A 17134-nucleotide genomic window follows, 5' to 3' on the forward strand; every position below is an offset into this window, starting at 1 on the left:
ATGCTCGTCGATTTCTTCCTGCACCTGAAGTCGCGCCAGTTGCCGGTATCGACCAAGGAATTGCTGGCCCTGCTCGAAGCACTGGAAGCGCGGCTGGTCAGCGGCAGCCTGGACGATTTCTACCTGCTGTCGCGCACCCTGCTGGTCAAGGACGAAGCCCTCTATGACCGCTTCGACCGCGCCTTCGGTGAATACTTCAAGGGCATCGAGGCGCTGCCCGGCTTCGATGCCATGGTGCCCGAGGAATGGCTGGAACTGGCCGCCCGCCGCCATCTGTCGGAAGCCGACCGCGCCCGCCTGCAGAAGCTCGGCTACGAGAAGGTGCTGGAGCAGCTGAAGGAACGGCTGGCCGAGCAGAAGGAACGCCACGCCGGCGGCAGCAAGTGGATCGGCACCGCCGGCACCTCGCCGTTCGGCCATGGCGGCTACAACCCGGAAGGCGTGCGCATCGGCGGCGAATCGGTGGGCAACCGGACGGCGATCAAGGTGTGGGATCAGCGCGAATTCCGCAACCTCGACGACACGGTCGAGCTCGGCGTGCGCAACATCAAGGTCGCGCTGCGCCGGCTGCGTCGCTTTGCCCGCAAGGGAGCAGCAACCGAACTCGACCTCGACGGCACCATCGCCGGCACCGCTCGCAACGGCGGCTGGCTGGACCTGCACCTACGCCCGGAAAGGCACAATGCCATCAAGGTGCTGCTCTTTCTCGACGTCGGCGGCTCGATGGACGACCACATCCAGGCCTGCGAGGAGCTTTTCTCCGCCGCCCGCGCCGAATTCAAGCACCTTGAGCATTTCTACTTCCACAACTGCGTCTACGAAGGCGTGTGGAAGGACAACCGCCGGCGGCATGGCGAGAAAATGTCCACCTGGGACGTCATCCACACCTACGGCCCGGACTACAAGCTGATCTTCGTCGGCGACGCCAGCATGAGCCCCTACGAGGTCGGCCGTCCCGGCGGCAGCGTCGAGCACTGGAACGAGGAAGCCGGCGCCGTCTGGCTGCAACGGATGGTCGACATCTGGTCGCACGCCGCCTGGCTCAACCCCGTGACCGAGAAATACTGGGATCACACCTCATCAATCGGCATGATCCGCCAGATCATGGGCAAGGACCGAATGTTCCCGCTGACGCTCGATGGATTGGAGCGGGCCATGCGCAGCCTGTCGAAGTAATCGGCCCTGTGCATCGTTTTCACAAAGTGGACAAAATCGTGAAATAGTCGATTCCTTCCGGGAGTCACTGCATCCAGAATTCCCTCCATCGGGTCATCCCCATGCTCCCTGTGAGGAAATATTGTGGCCACTCATAACACCCTGTTGACCGGCAGCCTGATCGATGCCGCCTTTTTGGCTCCGCACCAAGCAATGCCACGTCCAGCGAACCGCTTCGCCGCCGCCCAGGAAAAAGCCATGGCCCAGCGTCTGCAACAACTGGAGACCGCGCTGGGGGAACACACCGACAACACACCGGCAACGGTCATTGCGCTCCCCGCCGGCAAGGCCCCGTCAGCAAAACGCGGCCACGGCATAAGCCGCACGCTGATCGCCTGCCTGCTTTCCGCAGCGCTGGGTGCCAGCGCCATGTGGCTGGCCATGCAAGACCAGACCGCAACCTCGGCTACCCAACGACAGCCGATCACACTTCCCGTCGCAGCCACCGCCATTGTTTCGCCCGTCGAACAAGCACAGCCGGAATCCGTACCGTCTGCAGCCAACAGCATCCCGGACGAGAAGCAGATTGGTGATCTGCTCGAAACCTGGCGCCAGGCCTGGCAAGGCCATGATCTGCCCGCCTATCTGGCCGCCTACGGTTCTGGCTTCACCCCGGCCGATGGCGGCAGCCGCGATGCTTGGGTTGCCGCCCGCAGCAAGAAACTCGCCGGCACCGCCGCCATCGAGGTGCAGTTGCACAACGTCGTCATCGAACGCTTGGAACAGGATCGCTTCAAGGTCAGCTTCGAGCAGGACTATGCCTCGGGCAGCTATCGCGAGGTCGGTCGCGGCAAAACCCTGCATGTCGCCCGCGAAGGCGACGAGTGGAAGATTGTTCGCGAGCAGCAGACCCGCTGAGCCGCAGACCGGCCTCCCCTACTATACTAGTTGCGGCGATCGCTCCACCAGGTCTTGCATAACCGCCAAGCCCAAATAAGCCGCCCGTAAGCAGTGCGAATCGCGGCACAACTTCAATAGGAGTTCTCCACATTGCGCAACGGAAGGTCGGTGACTCACCCACGTTCGCCACAATTTTTCTTAGGAAGACAGCAACAGCATTGACAGAATACCTATCAGTAGGCAGATTACATCCATGGACACTCGCCAAGCCCTCCTCGACCATGCTGCCGAACTGATCCGGACCCGCGGCTACAGCGGCTTCAGCTATGCAGACCTAGCCGAACGGGTCGGCATCCGCAAAGCCAGCATTCACCATCACTTTCCGGCAAAGGAAGATCTCGGCCTGGCACTGGTCGACCAATACATCAGCTTATTCGAGCAGGCACTGGCTGACATCGGACGCCAGAAAATCACGGCCGGCGAAGCACTACGAGCCTATGCTCAACTGTATCGCAACAGCGTCGAAAAAGGCTGGGGCTGCCTGTGCGGCATGCTCGCTTCGGAAGTCGAAGTCGTGCCACCCAGCGTCGCCGTTGGCGTACGTCGCTTCATGACGATGAACTTGGACTGGCTGAGCAAACTGATTTCAGCCGGTCTGGCACGCGGCGAATTGGCCGGCGGCGGCAATCCCGCTGACCGTGCCGCAAGCTTCCTATCGATTTGCCAGGGCGCTCTTCTGGTAGCCCGCTCAATGCAGTCGCCGGATAGTTTCGACCAGGCAGTCGCCAACATCTTGCAGACATTCGAATTGCCCTGATTTTTTTAGCCAACAAACCTACCTACTGGAAGGATTGTTTTTACCCCAAGGCCTGATCCCGATCAGCAACTTAACCAAGGAGTCATCAGCATGCATCACATGGATAACCTCAAGCGCCTGCCACGCATCGGCAAGGCCGCCCAGCCGGCTACCGACGCTTTTTGGTCCTACGACAAGGCGGTCTTTGCCGAAGGCAGCATCCCGAAAAAATACAAGGAATTGATGGCCGTTGCCGTTGCGCTGACCACGCAATGCAGCTACTGCATCGAAATTCACGGCAAGGCCGCCCGTGAAGCCGGCGCCAGCGACGCCGAACTGGCTGAAACCGTGCACATCGCCGCCGCACTCCGGGCCGGAGCAGCGATAACCCACGGCACGCACTTGTTTGCCTGACCCCCTCGGCGCGCTCGATCACCCCTCCGGGAAACGAGCAGCTTGTTTTTGTTTCCGTTTTTTTTCAGCCGCAAATCTACCTACTAGAAGGAATACACCATGAACCACTGCTTCAAAGACTCAACCGTTCTCGTCATCGGCGGCAGCACCGGCATGGGCAAGGCTTCCGCTCGCAAAGTGCTGCAAGGTGGCGGCAAAGCCATCATCGTCGGCCGCCAGGCTAGCCGCCTCGATGCCGCCGTCGCCGAACTGTCGACGCTCGGTGAGGTGCGCAGCATTGTCGCCGACATCGCCAAGCCGGCCGATGTCGACAGCTTGGTCAGCCGCATCGGCGATGACCTCAACGCCAACCTGCTGGTCAACGCAGCCGGCCTCTTCCTGCCCAAATCGTTTCTTGACCATGAAGCAGCCGACTACGAGCAGTACATGACGCTGAACCGCGCCTTCTTCTTCCTCACCCAGGCCTTCGCCCGCAAGCTGGTCGCCGGCAAGCGTCCCGGCGCCATCGTCAATGTCGGCTCGATGTGGGCCAAGCAGGCCATCAAGGCCACCCCGTCCTCGGCCTACTCGATGGCCAAGGCCGGTTTGCATGCGCTGACCCAGCATCTGGCCATGGAACTCGCCGATCATGGCATCCGCGTGAATGCCGTCGCTCCGGCTGTCGTCGAAACGCCAATCTACGAAGGCTTCATTCCGAAGGAGCAGGTTCATGAGGCGCTGCAAGGCTTCAACGCTTTCCATCCGATCGGACGCATCGGCACGCCGGAAGATGTCGCCAACGCCGTCGCCTTCCTGCTTTCTGCCGAAGCAGGCTGGGTAACCGGCGCCGTCTGGGATGTCGATGGTGGCGTCATGGCGGGCCGCAACTAAGCAATTCGGGCATCTGGCAACGGGCCAAGCACTATGTTCGGCCTGTTGCCAAACGTACACTTTTCAACACGCCTCCAGAGAGCCTCATGCAGATTAATAGCGATTTCACCCAGAGGGTCGTTCTCAACACGGTAGACATGCCCTGGGTCGCTTCGCCGAGCGGTGGTGTCGAGCGGAGGATGCTCGACCGCGTCGCCGCCGAACACGGCCGCGCCACCTCACTTGTGCGCTATGCGCCGGGCGCAGCCTTTCCTGAACATGCGCACCCGGGCGGCGAAGAGGCGCTGGTATTGTCGGGGACCTTTTCCGACGCCAGCGGCGACCACCCTGCCGGCAGCTACCTGCGCAATCCGCCGGGTAGCCGTCACGCCCCGTACAGCGATGAAGGCTGCGTCATGCTGGTCAAACTGCATCAATTTGCCCCCGACGATCTGGGCACAACCCGCCTCGACACGCGCCAGGCAACGTGGTTGCCCGGCCTCGTTCCCGGACTCTCAGTGCTGCCGTTACATACATTTGGAACGGAGCACACGGCGCTCGTCCGCTGGGCCGCCGGGACGCGATTCAACCGCCACCGCCATTGGGGCGGCGAAGAAATCTTTGTGCTCGAAGGCACCTTCCAGGACGAACACGGCAGATACCTAGCCGGCAGTTGGCTGCGTAGCCCGCACCTCTCGGAACACACACCATTCAGTGTCGAAGGCTGCGTCATCTACGTCAAGACAGGGCATCTCGACGCTGTGCGCCTGGAACTTGCCGGCGTTGGCCGCTGAGCGCCGCAGCATCTGAAAAGAAGTGGAAAGCCGGCCGATAAGCCGGGTTCTGTTCCCCCCTTGCGAGGTTCGGCAATCATTCCTCTAGGCCTGCCGTCACCGACAGGCTCAAGCAACCTACCCGGAAGCAGCGCGGGCCACGCCTCAGCTTCCCTATTTGGTCTTGCTCCGGATGGGGTTTACCGTGCCGTCCGCCGTTACCGTGGACGCGGTGAGCTCTTACCTCGCCGTTTCACCCTTACCTGATCCTCTTGCGAGGCCATCGGCGGTCTGTTCTCTGTTGCACTTTCCGTTGCCTTGGGTCTTGCGACTTATAGCACCCAGCCGTTAGCTGGCATCCTGCCCACTGGAGCCCGGACTTTCCTCCCGATACCGAAGTATCCAGCGATTGCCTGGCCGACTTTCCGCTGCGGATTATACGCGCTCGCCCCGCGCGGCAGCGTCAAAACCATCGTGCGCCCCTTCGTGAAGCATTTAACGGCGGCCTTTGGAGACAAACGCTACCCTTGGCTCGTACTCGGTAAGAAAAGCCAGATTCGAATAGAACTTGATCGCCGAGCCATCGTTTGCAGGAACAGGAACCATGTACAGCGCACTTCGACGAGCCGTCGAAAAAGGAAATCTGAAAGCAACCATGATCGCCCTCGATCATGGTGCCGACATCGAGGAAGCCGACATCCACGGCGACCCCGGTTTGCCGCTGCGCATCGCCTGCTTCAAAGGCCATATCGATGTCGTCCGCGAACTGATCCGGCGCGGTGCCGACATCCACGCCCCCAATGCCCAGGGCAGGGGCGGCCCGATCCGCATGGCGCTGCGCGGCGAACACCGCGCCGTCGTCAATCTGCTGCTGGCGCACGGCGCCGAGATGCCGGAGATAGCGCCGCAACCCAAGGCAGCCATCACCGAGCGCCGCAAACGCCGGGATCGACGCATGCGCAACGCCGGCCCGCCCAAGGGCTTGAGCGAGCGCCGCCTGTACGAGGAACGGCGCGTTACCAGCGTAACCGAGGTGGAGTTGTCGGAAAAGCAATGGGAGACCTACTTTTCCGCGTCGATGCCCAGCCTTCCCTTCCCGACCCTCCACGACCCGGCGGATCTCGCCTCCCGTGTTTTCGAGCGCGCCCGGGACTAGGGCATGTTCGCGCCGACCGGCAAAGCGCTCCGGTCGATCACCTTGCGCAGCACGAAGCTGGTATGTACGCCGGTCACGCCGGTGATCCGCGTGATCTTGTTGAGCAGTAGATCCTGATAGGCATCCATGTCGCGCACCACGACCTTGAGCTGGTAATCCGACTGCTGGCCGGTAATGAGCAGGCACTCCAGCACCTCCGGAATCTCGGTGATCGTCGCCTCCAGGTTGGCAAAGCGCTCCGGGGTGTGCTGATCCATTGAAATGCCGATCAAGGCCATCAAGGTCAGCCCCAGCTTCCGGGCATCGAGATAGGCGCGGTAGCCGGCGATCAACCCGTACTCCTCCAAGGCCCGAACCCGCCGCAAACAGGGTGACGGCGACAAGCCGATACGATCGGCCAAATCCTGATTGCTGATACGTCCATCCGACTGCAGGATGGCGAGAATTTGCCGGTCGTAGCGATCGATTTCCATTAAATTCCACTTTAAAAAAATATTGCGCAATTTTCTGCCAACATTAAGCCAAAACAGACTTCAATACGCAAGCACCTGCCCGCAGATTTGGCCTAAACTTTCGCCATCGATCAAGCCTTCAGGAGCAAGCCATGATTTCCACCCCCAACACCAAATACACCGCCTTCCCACCGGTTCAAATCGCTGACCGCCAGTGGCCGAACCGCGTCATCGACAAGGCGCCGATCTGGATGAGCACCGATCTCCGCGACGGCAACCAGGCGCTTTTCGAGCCGATGAACGCCGACAAGAAGATGCGCATGTTCAAGATGCTCTGCGACATCGGCTTCAAGGAAATCGAAATCGCCTTCCCGTCGGCCTCGGAAACCGAATTCGGTTTCGTGCGCAGCCTCATCGAAGGCGGCCATATTCCCGACGACGTGACCATCGAAGTACTCACCCAGGCGCGGGAGCACCTCATCCGCCGCACCTTCGAATCGCTCAAGGGCGCGAAAAAGGCCATCGTTCACGTCTATAACGCCACCTGCCCGACCTTCCGCGAAACGGTCTTCAACATGAGCAAGGCCGAGGTCGTCGCCATGGCCACCGATGCGGTACGCCTCATCCGCACGCTTGCCGACGAGATGCCGGAAACCGAGATCACCCTCGAATACAGCCCGGAGCTCTTCACCGCCACCGAACTCGATTTCGCCAAGGAAGTCTGCGACGCCGTCACCGCGACCTGGGGCGCGACGCCGCAGCGCAAGGTCATCCTCAACCTCCCGACCACGGTCGAGATCGCCACGCCGAATATCTACGCCGACCAGATCGAGTGGATGCACCGCAACCTCGCCCGACGCGACAGCGTGATCATCAGCCTCCACCCGCACAACGACCGCGGCACCGCCGTCGCCGCCGCCGAACTCGGCCTCATGGCCGGCGCCGATCGCGTCGAGGGCTGCCTTTTCGGCAACGGCGAGCGCACCGGCAACGTCGACCTCGTCACCCTCGCCCTCAACATGTACACGCAAGGCGTCCATCCGGGCCTCGATTTCTCGGACATCAACGCCGTTGCGCGCACCTTCGAACACTGTAGCCAGCTCCCGATCCATCCGCGCCACCCATACGTCGGGGATCTCGTTTTCACGGCCTTCTCCGGCTCCCACCAGGACGCCATCAAGAAGGGGTTCTCTGCTCAAAAGGCGGACGAGCAATGGGCAGTGCCTTATCTCCCTATCGACCCGGCCGACGTCGGCCGCAGCTACGACTCGGTGATCCGCGTGAACAGCCAGTCCGGCAAGGGGGGCATCGCTTACCTCATGGAAACCGAGTACGGCGTGGTCATGCCGCGTCGCCTCCAGGTCGAGTTTTCCGGCGTCGTGCAACAACATACCGACAAGCACGGCGGCGAAGTCAGCGCCGACGACATCTGGAACATCTTCAGCCAGACCTATCTTGAGGCCGAGCACGCCGTCCGCTATCGCGAGCACCACCTCTACGAGCATGGCAGCGCGCAAGGCATCCGCCTCTCGGTCGACATCGACGGTACGCCACACATTCTCACCGGCGAAGGCAACGGCCCGATCAACGCGACGATGCACGCCCTCGAAAGCGCCGGCATCAAGGTCCAGGTGCGCAACTACGAGGAACGTTCGATGGTGCCGATGGGCGAGGACGGCAATGCCCGCGCCTGCGCCTTTGTCGAGATGGCCGCAACCGGCAAGGGAGAAAGCTTCGGGGTCGGTATCGACAGCAACATCGTCACCGCGTCGATCAAGGCCATCGTCAGCGGCATCAACCGCCTCAAGGTCGCCGGCGGCGTCCGGCAGGCAGCCTGATCGTCAGACCCCGGCGAGCCCCCCACCGGGCCGCTCGCCGGGGCATTTGGCCGAGGTCGCCGAATCAGGCCTCGCCCGGCGGCTTCCACTGCCGCCGCCCCGGACGGAATTGCCAGGTATCGTCGTAATAGGCCGGGTTTTCGCTGTCCGCGACAACACCCGGAATGCCCAGCAAGGGCAAGGGCTGCAGATCGGCCGAGCGAGCGACGCGGCCGGCTTCGACATCGGCCGCTAGCAAACCATCCACCGCGCGGCTCAAATCGGCCGCCGGCTGCGCCAGCCAGGCTTCTTCCACCGGATAGAGCAAGGCCTTGGCAGTCAGGCCGCGAAACGGGGCCAACAACTGTTCGTAGGTGGCGTGACCGAAGACCACGAAACGCATATGGCGCCGGACGTCGTCGCGATGTTCGATGAACAGCGCCTTCCAGCGAAACCCGCGCAGGTATTCGAGCAGGTCCGGCCGGCTCGACAGGACGGCAATCCCGCATTCGTCGAAATGGGTCAGTGCATCACGCACCTTGCCCCGCAATTCGCCCGGCGCCTGCATGGCGCGGACATGAGCGGCGCTGATCGCCTTCTTGGTTTGTGGAAAAGTCAGCCAGACCAGGGCATTGAAGAAGTCGTGCCAGTTGTCCCGGCGGGTCTCGACCTCGCCAGACTCATGGATGCGGCACTCGTAAATTCGCCCATCGGCCTGCGGTGGCACGAAACGAATCCGCTGCCCGTTGTCGAGATATAGCGGAAAGCGCTCGGCCAATTCGGCCACGGCCGCTGTGTCGGGCCGTGCCGGAAGTCTATCCAGCCAGACGCGCAACGGGTCGAACAGGAAACCCGTGCAGTGTGAGCAGGCGCTCACTCTTCAGCAGAATTATCCGCCTCGTCTTCCTTGACGAAAACGAGCACGCCCTTCTTCTGACGGAAGGTGCCTTTCAAGCTTCCCAGGCCTTCCGGCGGCTCGCTGTCCATCTTGGCGAAGCTCTCGCACGTTTGCGTTTCCGTCGCGAACATCTTCTTGCCGACCTTGATGACAAAGGCACCCGACGGCACCTGGTAGACCTCGACCTTGGTCTTCTCCGTTGCCGGCCCCAGGCTGTGTCGACGCATGCAGGCCGGCATCCGGGAAACGACCAGGTAGAGATTGAGCTTGCTGTCCCAGAAATACGGCTGCTCGCGAATCAGCGAAAGGACATGCTCGCGGGTGCCGTCGATTTCATACGTCGCGCCATCATTCACACAGGCTGACAGTAGCGGCAGGGCAAGCAGCGGCAGGAGAAGAGTGCGCAGACGCATGGTCGGTTTCCTCAGAGCATTTTCCAGGACAGGGTTTCGCCGGCCCGCAGCGGCACGATGCTGTCGGTGGCGAGATACGGATACTCGCCCGGCACGGCCCACTCTTGCTTGGCCAGCGTGATTTGGTCGGCGTTGCGCGGCAAGCCGTACCAGTCCGGGCCGTGGAAGCTGGCAAAGCCTTCCAGCTTGTCGAGCGCCCCAGCCTGTTCGAAGGCTTCGGCATACAGTTCGATGGCCGCATAGGCCGTGTAGCAGCCTGCGCAGCCGCAGGCCGCCTCCTTGGCCCCCTTGGCATGCGGCGCCGAGTCGGTGCCGAGGAAGAACTTCGGATTGCCGGAAATCGCCGCAGCGACCAGCGCCTCGCGATGCGTCTCGCGCTTCAGAACCGGCAGGCAATACCAGTGCGGCCGCACGCCGCCCTGGAAGATGGCATTGCGGTTATACAGCAGATGATGGGCAGTGATCGTCGCGCCGACGTTGGCCGGCGTCGCGGCCACGAATTCGGCAGCATCTTTCGTCGTGATGTGCTCCATGACCACGCGTAGCTTCGGGAAACGCTGCGTCAGCGGCAGCAGCACGGTGTCGATGAAGACCTTCTCGCGGTCGAAGAGGTCGACCTTCTGATCGGTCACTTCGCCATGCACCAATAGCGGCAATCCGACACGCTCCATCTCGGCCAGCGTATCGTAGGCCTTGGCGATGTCGGTCAGACCGGCGTCGGAATTGGTCGTCGCCCCCGCCGGGTACAGCTTCACTGCCTTGACGAAACCGGAGTCGGCGGCCTTGGCCACTTCGCTGGGTGGCGTGTTGTCGGTCAGGTACAGCGTCATCAACGGCTCGAAAGCCATGCCCGTCGGCAAGGCCGCGAGAATGCGGTCGCGGTAGGCAGCAGCTTGGTCAACGGTGGTGACCGGCGGCTTCAGGTTGGGCATGACGATGGCGCGGCCGAACTGGCGGGCGGTGTGCGGCAGGACAGCGGCCAGCGCTTCACCGTCGCGCAGGTGGAGATGCCAGTCGTCGGGGCGGGTGATGGTCAGTTGCATGTGGATTTCCGAAAACATTCTTCTGCCATTTTAACAGCCCGTTGCCCGACACAACGAAGAGTCGCCCCTCTCAATGGAGGGCAAACCAGGCAGCCACGGGCAAGCCGAGGTTGGCGCACAGCAGCAGTCGGTACCAGAGCCTGCTGGCCTGCAGACTCTGCAGGACTACCGCGGCTGCCACCGTCGACAGTGACAAGAAGACAAGCGCCATGAACAAGGCCTGCCCGCCATCGATCAGTGCGGCATTCCGCGAGTACTTGCTGTTCGACAGCATCAGGCTCCCGTCGACAACGATCCACCAGCCGGCCACCGCCCACAGGATAGCCAGCACCGACAGGGCCCAGCGTCCCGCCCGTGAGCGAATAACGACCGGCGTCAGTCTGATGCCCATGCCTCACTCTTTCAGAAGCAGCGCCCGCTCGTACAGCGCATTTTTCGCTGCGCCGGTGATCGCCGCGGCCAGCTTCGCCGCCTGCTTGGTCGGCAAGCCGTCGGCGAGCAGCAGCTTGAGCACCCGTTCGCCTTCGCCGTCGTCGCCGCCTTTCGGGGCGCCCGAGAGCATCAGCACGAACTCGCCGCGCTGGCGGTTGGGGTCTTCCTTCAGCCAGTCGAGGGCTTGGCCCAGCGGCAGCGAATGCACGGTTTCGAACAGCTTGGTCAGTTCGCGGGCGATGACCAGGGTGCGCTCGCCGAATACCGCTGCCATGTCGGTCACGGTTTCGAGTACGCGATGCGGCGCCTCGTAGAAAACCAGGGCGCAAGGCGTGTCGCGCAGTTCCTCCAGCGCCTGCCGGCGTTGGCCGCCCTTGGAGGGCAGGAAGCCGTAGAACAGGAAATGCTCGTCGAGCAGGCCGGAGGCCGACAGGGCGGTCGTCGCGGCGCACGGGCCGGGCAGCGGCACGACCTTGCAGCCGGCGGCGCGCACGGCGGCGACGATGCGGGCACCGGGATCGGAAATTCCCGGGGTGCCGGCATCGGAAATGAGCGCCACCGATTCGCCGGCCTGCAAGCGTTCGACGATGCGCACAGCGGCCTCGTGTTCATTGTGCTGGTGCGCCGGCAGGGTGCGCGCCTGCGCGCCGATCTGCTTGAGCAAGGGGCCGCTGTGCCGGGTATCCTCGGCGGCGACCCAGGGCACGGTGCGCAGGACTTCCTCGGCCCGGCGCGTCAGGTCGGCAAGGTTCCCGAGCGGCGTCGGGACGACATACAATGCGGCAAATTCTTCCGTCATTTTTTCTGGAATGCAGGTAAAGACCAACGATACCACCACCGCCCGCGGCCGCGAAGCCGAGGCGCGCGCCGCCCGGTATCTCGAACGCCACGGGTTGTGCATCGTCGAGCGCAATTTTCGTGTACGCGGCGGCGAGATTGACCTGATCTGCCGCGACGGCAAGACGCTGGTTTTCGTCGAGGTGCGCCAGCGCAGCCGGAGCGATTTCGGTGGCGCCGGGGCCAGCATCACCGCCAGCAAGCAGCGCCGCATCATTCTTGCCGCCCAGCACTATCTGGCTGGCAAAGCAGCGTGCGATTGCCGCTTCGATTGCGTGCTGATTGACGGCGAACGACTGGAGTGGCTCAAAGATGCGTTTGCTGCTGACGCTTAGCCTGCTCGCCTGGCTGGGCGGCGCACACGCGGATGGCGTGCGCGCCCTGATCCAGAGTTCGCCGCTGGCTGGCAGCCAGTATTACGCTTTAAGCGCGGTATGGCAGGAAATCCGCGCTGGAGATGCTCTGGCACTGGTGCGCGAACCGGACAACCGCCATGACCGCAACGCCATCCGCGTCGAATGGCGGGGGCAGAAGCTAGGCTACGTGCCGCGCGCCCAAAACCGCTTGATTGCCGACGCCATGGATATCGGCGAGCGATTGACCGCACGCGTGTCGTCGGTAAACGACAACCAAAATCCATGGTTGCGGGTGACCTTCGAGGTCTTCGTCGAGCTGTGAGGTAGAATGCCTTGATTGAAAGACACAAAAGCCCGAACGATATGGACCTGATTGCCCGCGTTGCCAAGAATTTTGAAGACAGCGCCCACACCAAGCTCAACGCGGTTGAAATGATGGCCGCTCCGATCGCCGCCGCCATCGAGACGATGACCAACAGCCTGATCAATGGCGGCAAGATCCTCGCCTGCGGTAACGGCGGCTCGGCCGGCGACGCGCAGCATTTCGCTGCTGAACTGATCGGTCGCTTCGAGGCCGAGCGCCAGGAACTGGCTGCCATCGCGCTGACCACCGACAGCTCGATCCTGACCGCCATCGCCAACGACTATTCGTTCAACCAGATTTTCTCCAAGCAGGTACGCGGCCTCGGCCATGCTGGCGACGTACTGCTCGCCATCTCGACCTCCGGCAACTCCGGCAACGTCATCGAGGCGATCAAGGCCGCCCACGAGGCTGACATGCGCGTCATCGCCCTGACCGGCAAGGGCGGTGGCCAGATCGGCGACATGCTGCTCGACGACGACATCCACCTCTGCGTGCCAGCCGACCGCACGGCGCGCATCCAGGAAACCCACCTGCTGATCGTCCACTGCTTGTGCGACGGCATCGATGCACTACTTCTGGGAGTCGAATGATGCAAAAAGCCAAACTCAACCTGGCCGTATTGGCCTTGGTCGTCGCCCTGCCCGCGCTGCAAGGCTGCGTCGAAGCAGCGCTACTGAGCACGGCAGCCGCTGCCAGCGTCATGTCAGCCCATGATCGCCGCTCGACCGGCACGCAGACCGACGACGAAACGATGGAATGGAAGGCCAACAACCATGTTCCGGCCCAATACGCCAAGCAGGCGCATGCCAACTTCACCGCCTTCAACCGCCGCATCCTGATCACGGGCGAAGTACCGAACGAGGATGCCAAGGCCAGCATCGAAGCGGAAGTGCGCAAGATCGAAGGGGTCAAGGATGTCTTCAACGAGCTGGGCATCGGCCCGGCCACGCCGCTCTCCAGCCGCAGCAACGACAGCTTCATCACCTCCAAGGTCAAGGCTCGCCTGGTGGACACCAACCAGTTGTCGGCCAACCACATCAAGGTGCTGACCGAGCGCGGAATCGTTTACCTGATGGGCATCGTCAACGAACGCGAAGCCAAGGTCGCCATCGCTGTCGCCCGTACCACGGCCGGTGTCGTCAAGGTGGTCAATGCGCTGGAGGTCGTCAGCGATGAGGAAACCCGCCGCCTCGACAACCAGGTGTTGGGTGCCCGCAACGCGCCCCCACCGAGCGCGCCGGTCGAGAATCGCTGATTCGCGAGTTCTCGGCAATCGAACAGGAGTAAGCTGACAGGGCGCCCCGGCCATATCGGGGCGCCCTGTTCATTTTGGATAAAGGGGTTTCATGAATCTCGAAAAAGTCATTTTCGGTTTTTTCATCCTGCTGGCTGCAACACTCAATTTCGGTTTTTTCATCGGCGATATCGCCAACCCGGAATTGCATAGCGTCTACGAACTGGCCGCCGCACTGGTCGTCAGCCTGATCGCTACCGCCCTCAAGTTCGGCGACCGTACCCAGATCGGCGCCATCCACCTGTCGACCAGCCTGGTCGCCGACCTGCAACTGATCGCTGCTGCCATCACCTGGGGCATCGCCGTGCATATCACCGGCGTCGGCATGACCGCCCATGTGACATCCAGCGTGGTGTCACTGTCCGGCGGAGCGCTGTTCGCCAATATCGTCTCGGTCATCATCCTGATCATCGAAACCGTGATGCTGCGCCGCTAGTGCATCGGAGCACAGCGTGAATAGCGCCTTCTTCCTCGTTCTGCGCCGCATGCGGGCGCCGATCATCGTTCTCATCGTGATCTATGCCGTCTCGGTGTTCGGGCTGACGCTCGTACCCGGTGTCGATGCCGAGGGAAAAACCACGGCGCCGATGAGCTTTTTCCACGCCTTTTACTTCATCAGCTATACGGCAACCACCATCGGTTTTGGCGAAATCCCGGTCGCCTTTTCCGATGCCCAGCGGCTGTGGGTCACCTTCTGCATCTACCTGACGGTGATCGGCTGGTCCTATTCGGTAGTGACGCTGATCGCATTGCTGCAAGACAAGGGTTTCCAGAATACGCTGACCACCAACCGCTTCGCCCGCCGGGTCCGCCACATCCGCCAGGATTTCTACCTGATTTGCGGCTGCGGCGAGACCGGCAGCCTGATCGCCCGCAGTTTCGACCACATCGGGCAAGCATTCGTGGTCATCGAAAAGGATGAATTGCGCGTCGAGGAACTCGACCTGCTCGATTTTAAGACCGACACCCCGGCCCTCGCCGCTGATGCCCGGCTTCCCGAAAACCTCCGTCTGGCAGGACTGAAACACCCCAAATGCCGCGGACTTCTGGCCGTCACCGACGACGAACAGGCCAATCTGGCGATTGCCATTGCCGTTCGCCTGCTCAATCCCGACATTCCTGTCATCGCCCGTGCCGAGCAGGCTAGCATCGCCGCCAACATGGCTTCATTCGGTACCGATCACATCATCAATCCCTACGAGCGCTTTGCCGAGCGACTGGCGCTGGCGGTCGCCGCCCCCGAGCGCTTTCGCCTGATCGAACTGCTGACCAGCTTGCCCGAGACGCCGATCCCCGAACCGCACCTGCCACCGCGCGGGCACTGGATTCTGTGCGGCTACGGTCGGTTTGGCCATGCCGTAGCCAACCGCCTGCGTGATACCGGTATCACGCTGACGATCATCGACCCCACCGCCCGCGACGCCGACCAGAATATTGCCGGAGACGGAACCGAAGCCGGCACGCTGCGCCAGGCCGGCATCGACAAGGCCAGCGGTATCGTTGCCGGCAGCAACAACGACGTCAACAACTTGTCGATCGCAGTCACCGCCAGCGAACTCAATCCCTCCCTATTTGTCGTTGCCCGTCAGAACCAGGCTGCCAATGAGGCGCTGTTTACGGCCTATGGCGCCGACTTCACGGTACTCCCAAGTCGCATCATCGCCCGGGAGTGCATTGCGATCCTGACCGCGCCGCTGCTCTCCCACTTCCTGGACAGGGTTCAGAGCATAGATGGAGCACGCTGCCGAGAACTGGCTGAGAGCCTGCACGCTGATTGCGAGGGCCTGACCCCGGTGATCTGGGACAACCGCCTGAATGCAACCGAAGCAACCGCCCTGTGGCAAGCGCTCATGCACAACCAGTCAATATGCCTTGGCGATATTCTGCGCGATGGCGCCGATCGTGAACGTCGTCTGCCTGTCGTGCCCCTGCTTGTCGAGCGAGGCAGCGACTACTTTCTGTTACCGGCCGCAGATTTCAGGCTGCAGGCCGGTGACCAGCTGTTGTTTGCCAGCCCTCTGGCAGCCCAACGCAATCTGGAACTGACCCTGCGCAACGCCAATGAACTGGAGTATGTCCTGAGCGGCCGGGAGCATTCCGGGAGCCTGCTCGGCAAGCTGCTGGCCGCGCGCTGACGGCCCTTACTTTCCGCGATAACGCACGATCAGGTCGCGACGATTGTGGGCGCCGGTCTTGATGAAAATCTGTTCGATATGGCTACGTACCGTCCAGAAGGAAATGCCCATTTCGCGGGCAATTTCCTTGTCGGTCTTGGCCGCCAGTATCCTTTCGGCTATTTCCCGCTCCCGGTGCGACAGCAGGGACATGAAATCCTGTCCTTCGGGCATCGGTGAAACCGGCCCGGCATCGGATAGCGCGTAGGCGCGCAGAAGCTTGGTCAGACGCCAGATGAACTCCTCCGGGGAAAAAGGCTTGCTGATGAAATCATCCGCACCGCTTTTCAAAGCCAGCAAACGCCGCGGGAGATCGTCATAGCCCGACATGACGAGAATGGGCTGCCGACCGTCCAGGTGGCGTTCGCGAATATCCCGCACCATGCTGATTCCGCTTTGTATGCCCTCCAGAACGACATCGACGATGAGCAACTGGTATTTTCCCCGACGGTAGCGCGCCAGGCCTGCCTTGACACTGGTGCAGACGTCAACCTCTAACCCGAGCGCACGGCACAGATGCACCATATAGCTGGCATGCGACTCCGAGTCCTCGAGCACCAAGACCCGACCGCTGAAATGTGCTTGCTCACGATCCGCCACATAGGCGGCAATGAAGTCACCCAAGGCCCCCGGGTCACGCCGTAAAAATACTTCCGTTGCCCCGGCGCGCATCGCAGCGTTAGCCAGCGCGCGGTCTTCGTTACCGGTCACGAAAGCGACAGGCAACATTGCCGTCTCGACCGACAAGCGAACCGCCTCGATGAGCTGCAGACTATCGCCATCGGCCAGCTCGTTGGCCACGATCATCAAGGCGTAGTCATCCTCCAGCATGCGCAAGGCATCGGCTTCACCAAAGCAGACAACACAATCGAGTCCATATTGCGCCGCCATCTGCCGAACGATCGCCTGCTGGGTTAGGGATGGCTCCACACACAGCAATTTTTGCATTTGAGGCGGCATAAACACCACAACCAATTATTTGTGACGATTTTATCGTTTTATTTAATCAAC

The 17134-nt window shown here is 62.0% G+C and carries 21 protein-coding genes and 1 other RNA gene; 14 read left to right on the top strand and 8 right to left on the bottom strand.

The features are described from left to right. The 6 genes from AB6Q56_RS15310 (at position 1) to AB6Q56_RS15335 (ending at position 4908) form a co-directional block, all read left to right on the top strand. Complete coding sequence (locus AB6Q56_RS15310; RefSeq protein ID WP_434513939.1) at positions 1-1176, top strand: vWA domain-containing protein; 1176 nt, start codon at positions 1-3, stop codon at positions 1174-1176. A 123-nt stretch (positions 1177-1299) separates the two neighbouring features. Continuing rightward, positions 1300-2073 carry a L,D-transpeptidase Cds6 family protein gene (locus tag AB6Q56_RS15315; protein ID WP_434513940.1) on the top strand — a complete coding sequence of 258 codons (774 nt, stop codon included), beginning with the start codon at positions 1300-1302 and terminating at the stop codon, positions 2071-2073. 235 nt (positions 2074-2308) lie between these two features. After that, on the top strand, positions 2309-2872 hold the full coding sequence (locus tag AB6Q56_RS15320) for a TetR/AcrR family transcriptional regulator (RefSeq protein ID WP_434513941.1): 564 nt from the start codon (positions 2309-2311) through the stop codon (positions 2870-2872). Positions 2873-2962: 90 nt separating this feature from the next. Continuing rightward, the gene (locus tag AB6Q56_RS15325) at positions 2963-3265 is read left to right on the top strand and encodes a carboxymuconolactone decarboxylase family protein (protein WP_434513942.1); all 303 of its coding nucleotides are present in this window, start codon (positions 2963-2965) and stop codon (positions 3263-3265) included. A gap of 99 nt (positions 3266-3364) precedes the next feature. Beyond that, positions 3365-4135, top strand: a complete 771-nt coding sequence (locus tag AB6Q56_RS15330; RefSeq protein WP_434513943.1) for an SDR family NAD(P)-dependent oxidoreductase — start codon at positions 3365-3367, stop codon at positions 4133-4135. 86 nt (positions 4136-4221) lie between these two features. Further along, positions 4222-4908 (top strand): cupin domain-containing protein, encoded by a 687-nt coding sequence (locus tag AB6Q56_RS15335; protein ID WP_434513944.1) that lies wholly within the window; start codon positions 4222-4224, stop codon positions 4906-4908. Between the two features lie 22 nt (positions 4909-4930). Here AB6Q56_RS15335 and rnpB read toward each other — a convergent pair. Next, positions 4931-5312: RNase P RNA component class A (rnpB, locus tag AB6Q56_RS15340), an RNA gene on the bottom strand. Positions 5313-5542: 230 nt separating this feature from the next. On the opposite strand from rnpB, the gene AB6Q56_RS15345 reads away from it, so the two are divergent. Then, a complete protein-coding gene (locus tag AB6Q56_RS15345; protein ID WP_434513945.1) occupies positions 5543-6043 on the top strand; it encodes an ankyrin repeat domain-containing protein in 501 nt (166 codons plus the stop codon). On the opposite strand, the gene AB6Q56_RS15350 is transcribed toward AB6Q56_RS15345, so the two are convergent. After that, entirely contained in the window at positions 6040-6516 is a 477-nt protein-coding gene (locus tag AB6Q56_RS15350; RefSeq protein ID WP_434513946.1) for an Lrp/AsnC family transcriptional regulator, read from the bottom strand. The genes AB6Q56_RS15345 and AB6Q56_RS15350 overlap by 4 nt on opposite strands. Before the next feature lie 131 nt (positions 6517-6647). Between AB6Q56_RS15350 and leuA the strand changes: the two genes are divergently transcribed. Continuing rightward, positions 6648-8333 (top strand): 2-isopropylmalate synthase, encoded by a 1686-nt coding sequence (gene leuA, locus AB6Q56_RS15355; protein WP_434513947.1) that lies wholly within the window; start codon positions 6648-6650, stop codon positions 8331-8333. Positions 8334-8397: 64 nt separating this feature from the next. On the opposite strand, the gene AB6Q56_RS15360 is transcribed toward leuA, so the two are convergent. The 5 genes from AB6Q56_RS15360 to rsmI form a co-directional block, all read right to left on the bottom strand. Then, complete coding sequence (locus tag AB6Q56_RS15360) at positions 8398-9189, bottom strand: DUF3025 domain-containing protein (RefSeq protein ID WP_434513948.1); 792 nt, start codon at positions 9187-9189, stop codon at positions 8398-8400. Beyond that, the gene (locus AB6Q56_RS15365) at positions 9186-9623 is read right to left on the bottom strand and encodes a hypothetical protein (protein WP_434513949.1); all 438 of its coding nucleotides are present in this window, start codon (positions 9621-9623) and stop codon (positions 9186-9188) included. Before AB6Q56_RS15365 ends, AB6Q56_RS15360 begins: the two co-directional genes overlap by 4 nt. An 11-nt stretch (positions 9624-9634) precedes the next feature. After that, positions 9635-10666: a dihydroorotase gene (gene pyrC / locus AB6Q56_RS15370; RefSeq protein ID WP_434513950.1), complete on the bottom strand. Its 1032-nt coding sequence runs from the start codon at positions 10664-10666 to the stop codon at positions 9635-9637. Between the two features lie 70 nt (positions 10667-10736). After that, positions 10737-11057 (bottom strand): hypothetical protein, encoded by a 321-nt coding sequence (locus tag AB6Q56_RS15375; protein WP_434513951.1) that lies wholly within the window; start codon positions 11055-11057, stop codon positions 10737-10739. Positions 11058-11060: 3 nt separating this feature from the next. Beyond that, the gene (gene rsmI / locus AB6Q56_RS15380; RefSeq protein WP_434513952.1) at positions 11061-11897 is read right to left on the bottom strand and encodes a 16S rRNA (cytidine(1402)-2'-O)-methyltransferase; all 837 of its coding nucleotides are present in this window, start codon (positions 11895-11897) and stop codon (positions 11061-11063) included. A 10-nt stretch (positions 11898-11907) separates the two neighbouring features. Here rsmI and AB6Q56_RS15385 point away from each other — a divergent pair, with 10 nt between their 5' ends. From AB6Q56_RS15385 to AB6Q56_RS15410, 6 genes are all read left to right on the top strand, one after another. After that, a complete protein-coding gene (locus AB6Q56_RS15385; protein WP_434513953.1) occupies positions 11908-12270 on the top strand; it encodes a YraN family protein in 363 nt (120 codons plus the stop codon). Beyond that, positions 12248-12613, top strand: a complete 366-nt coding sequence (locus AB6Q56_RS15390) for an HIRAN domain-containing protein (RefSeq protein ID WP_434513954.1) — start codon at positions 12248-12250, stop codon at positions 12611-12613. The genes AB6Q56_RS15385 and AB6Q56_RS15390 overlap by 23 nt, the downstream gene beginning before the upstream one ends. A gap of 41 nt (positions 12614-12654) precedes the next feature. After that, positions 12655-13245: a phosphoheptose isomerase gene (locus AB6Q56_RS15395; protein WP_434517168.1), complete on the top strand. Its 591-nt coding sequence runs from the start codon at positions 12655-12657 to the stop codon at positions 13243-13245. Then, a complete protein-coding gene (locus AB6Q56_RS15400) occupies positions 13242-13910 on the top strand; it encodes a BON domain-containing protein (RefSeq protein WP_434513955.1) in 669 nt (222 codons plus the stop codon). The genes AB6Q56_RS15395 and AB6Q56_RS15400 overlap by 4 nt, the downstream gene beginning before the upstream one ends. Before the next feature lie 91 nt (positions 13911-14001). After that, on the top strand, positions 14002-14385 hold the full coding sequence (locus tag AB6Q56_RS15405; RefSeq protein ID WP_434513956.1) for a DUF6394 family protein: 384 nt from the start codon (positions 14002-14004) through the stop codon (positions 14383-14385). A gap of 16 nt (positions 14386-14401) precedes the next feature. Beyond that, positions 14402-16084 carry a potassium channel family protein gene (locus tag AB6Q56_RS15410; protein WP_434513957.1) on the top strand — a complete coding sequence of 561 codons (1683 nt, stop codon included), beginning with the start codon at positions 14402-14404 and terminating at the stop codon, positions 16082-16084. Positions 16085-16090: 6 nt separating this feature from the next. On the opposite strand, the gene AB6Q56_RS15415 is transcribed toward AB6Q56_RS15410, so the two are convergent. Further along, on the bottom strand, positions 16091-17071 hold the full coding sequence (locus AB6Q56_RS15415) for a response regulator (RefSeq protein ID WP_434513958.1): 981 nt from the start codon (positions 17069-17071) through the stop codon (positions 16091-16093). Between the last annotated feature and the right edge of the window lie 63 nt (positions 17072-17134).

This window comes from Dechloromonas sp. ARDL1 (assembly GCF_051122455.1).
Classification (GTDB): Bacteria; Pseudomonadota; Gammaproteobacteria; order Burkholderiales; family Rhodocyclaceae; genus Azonexus.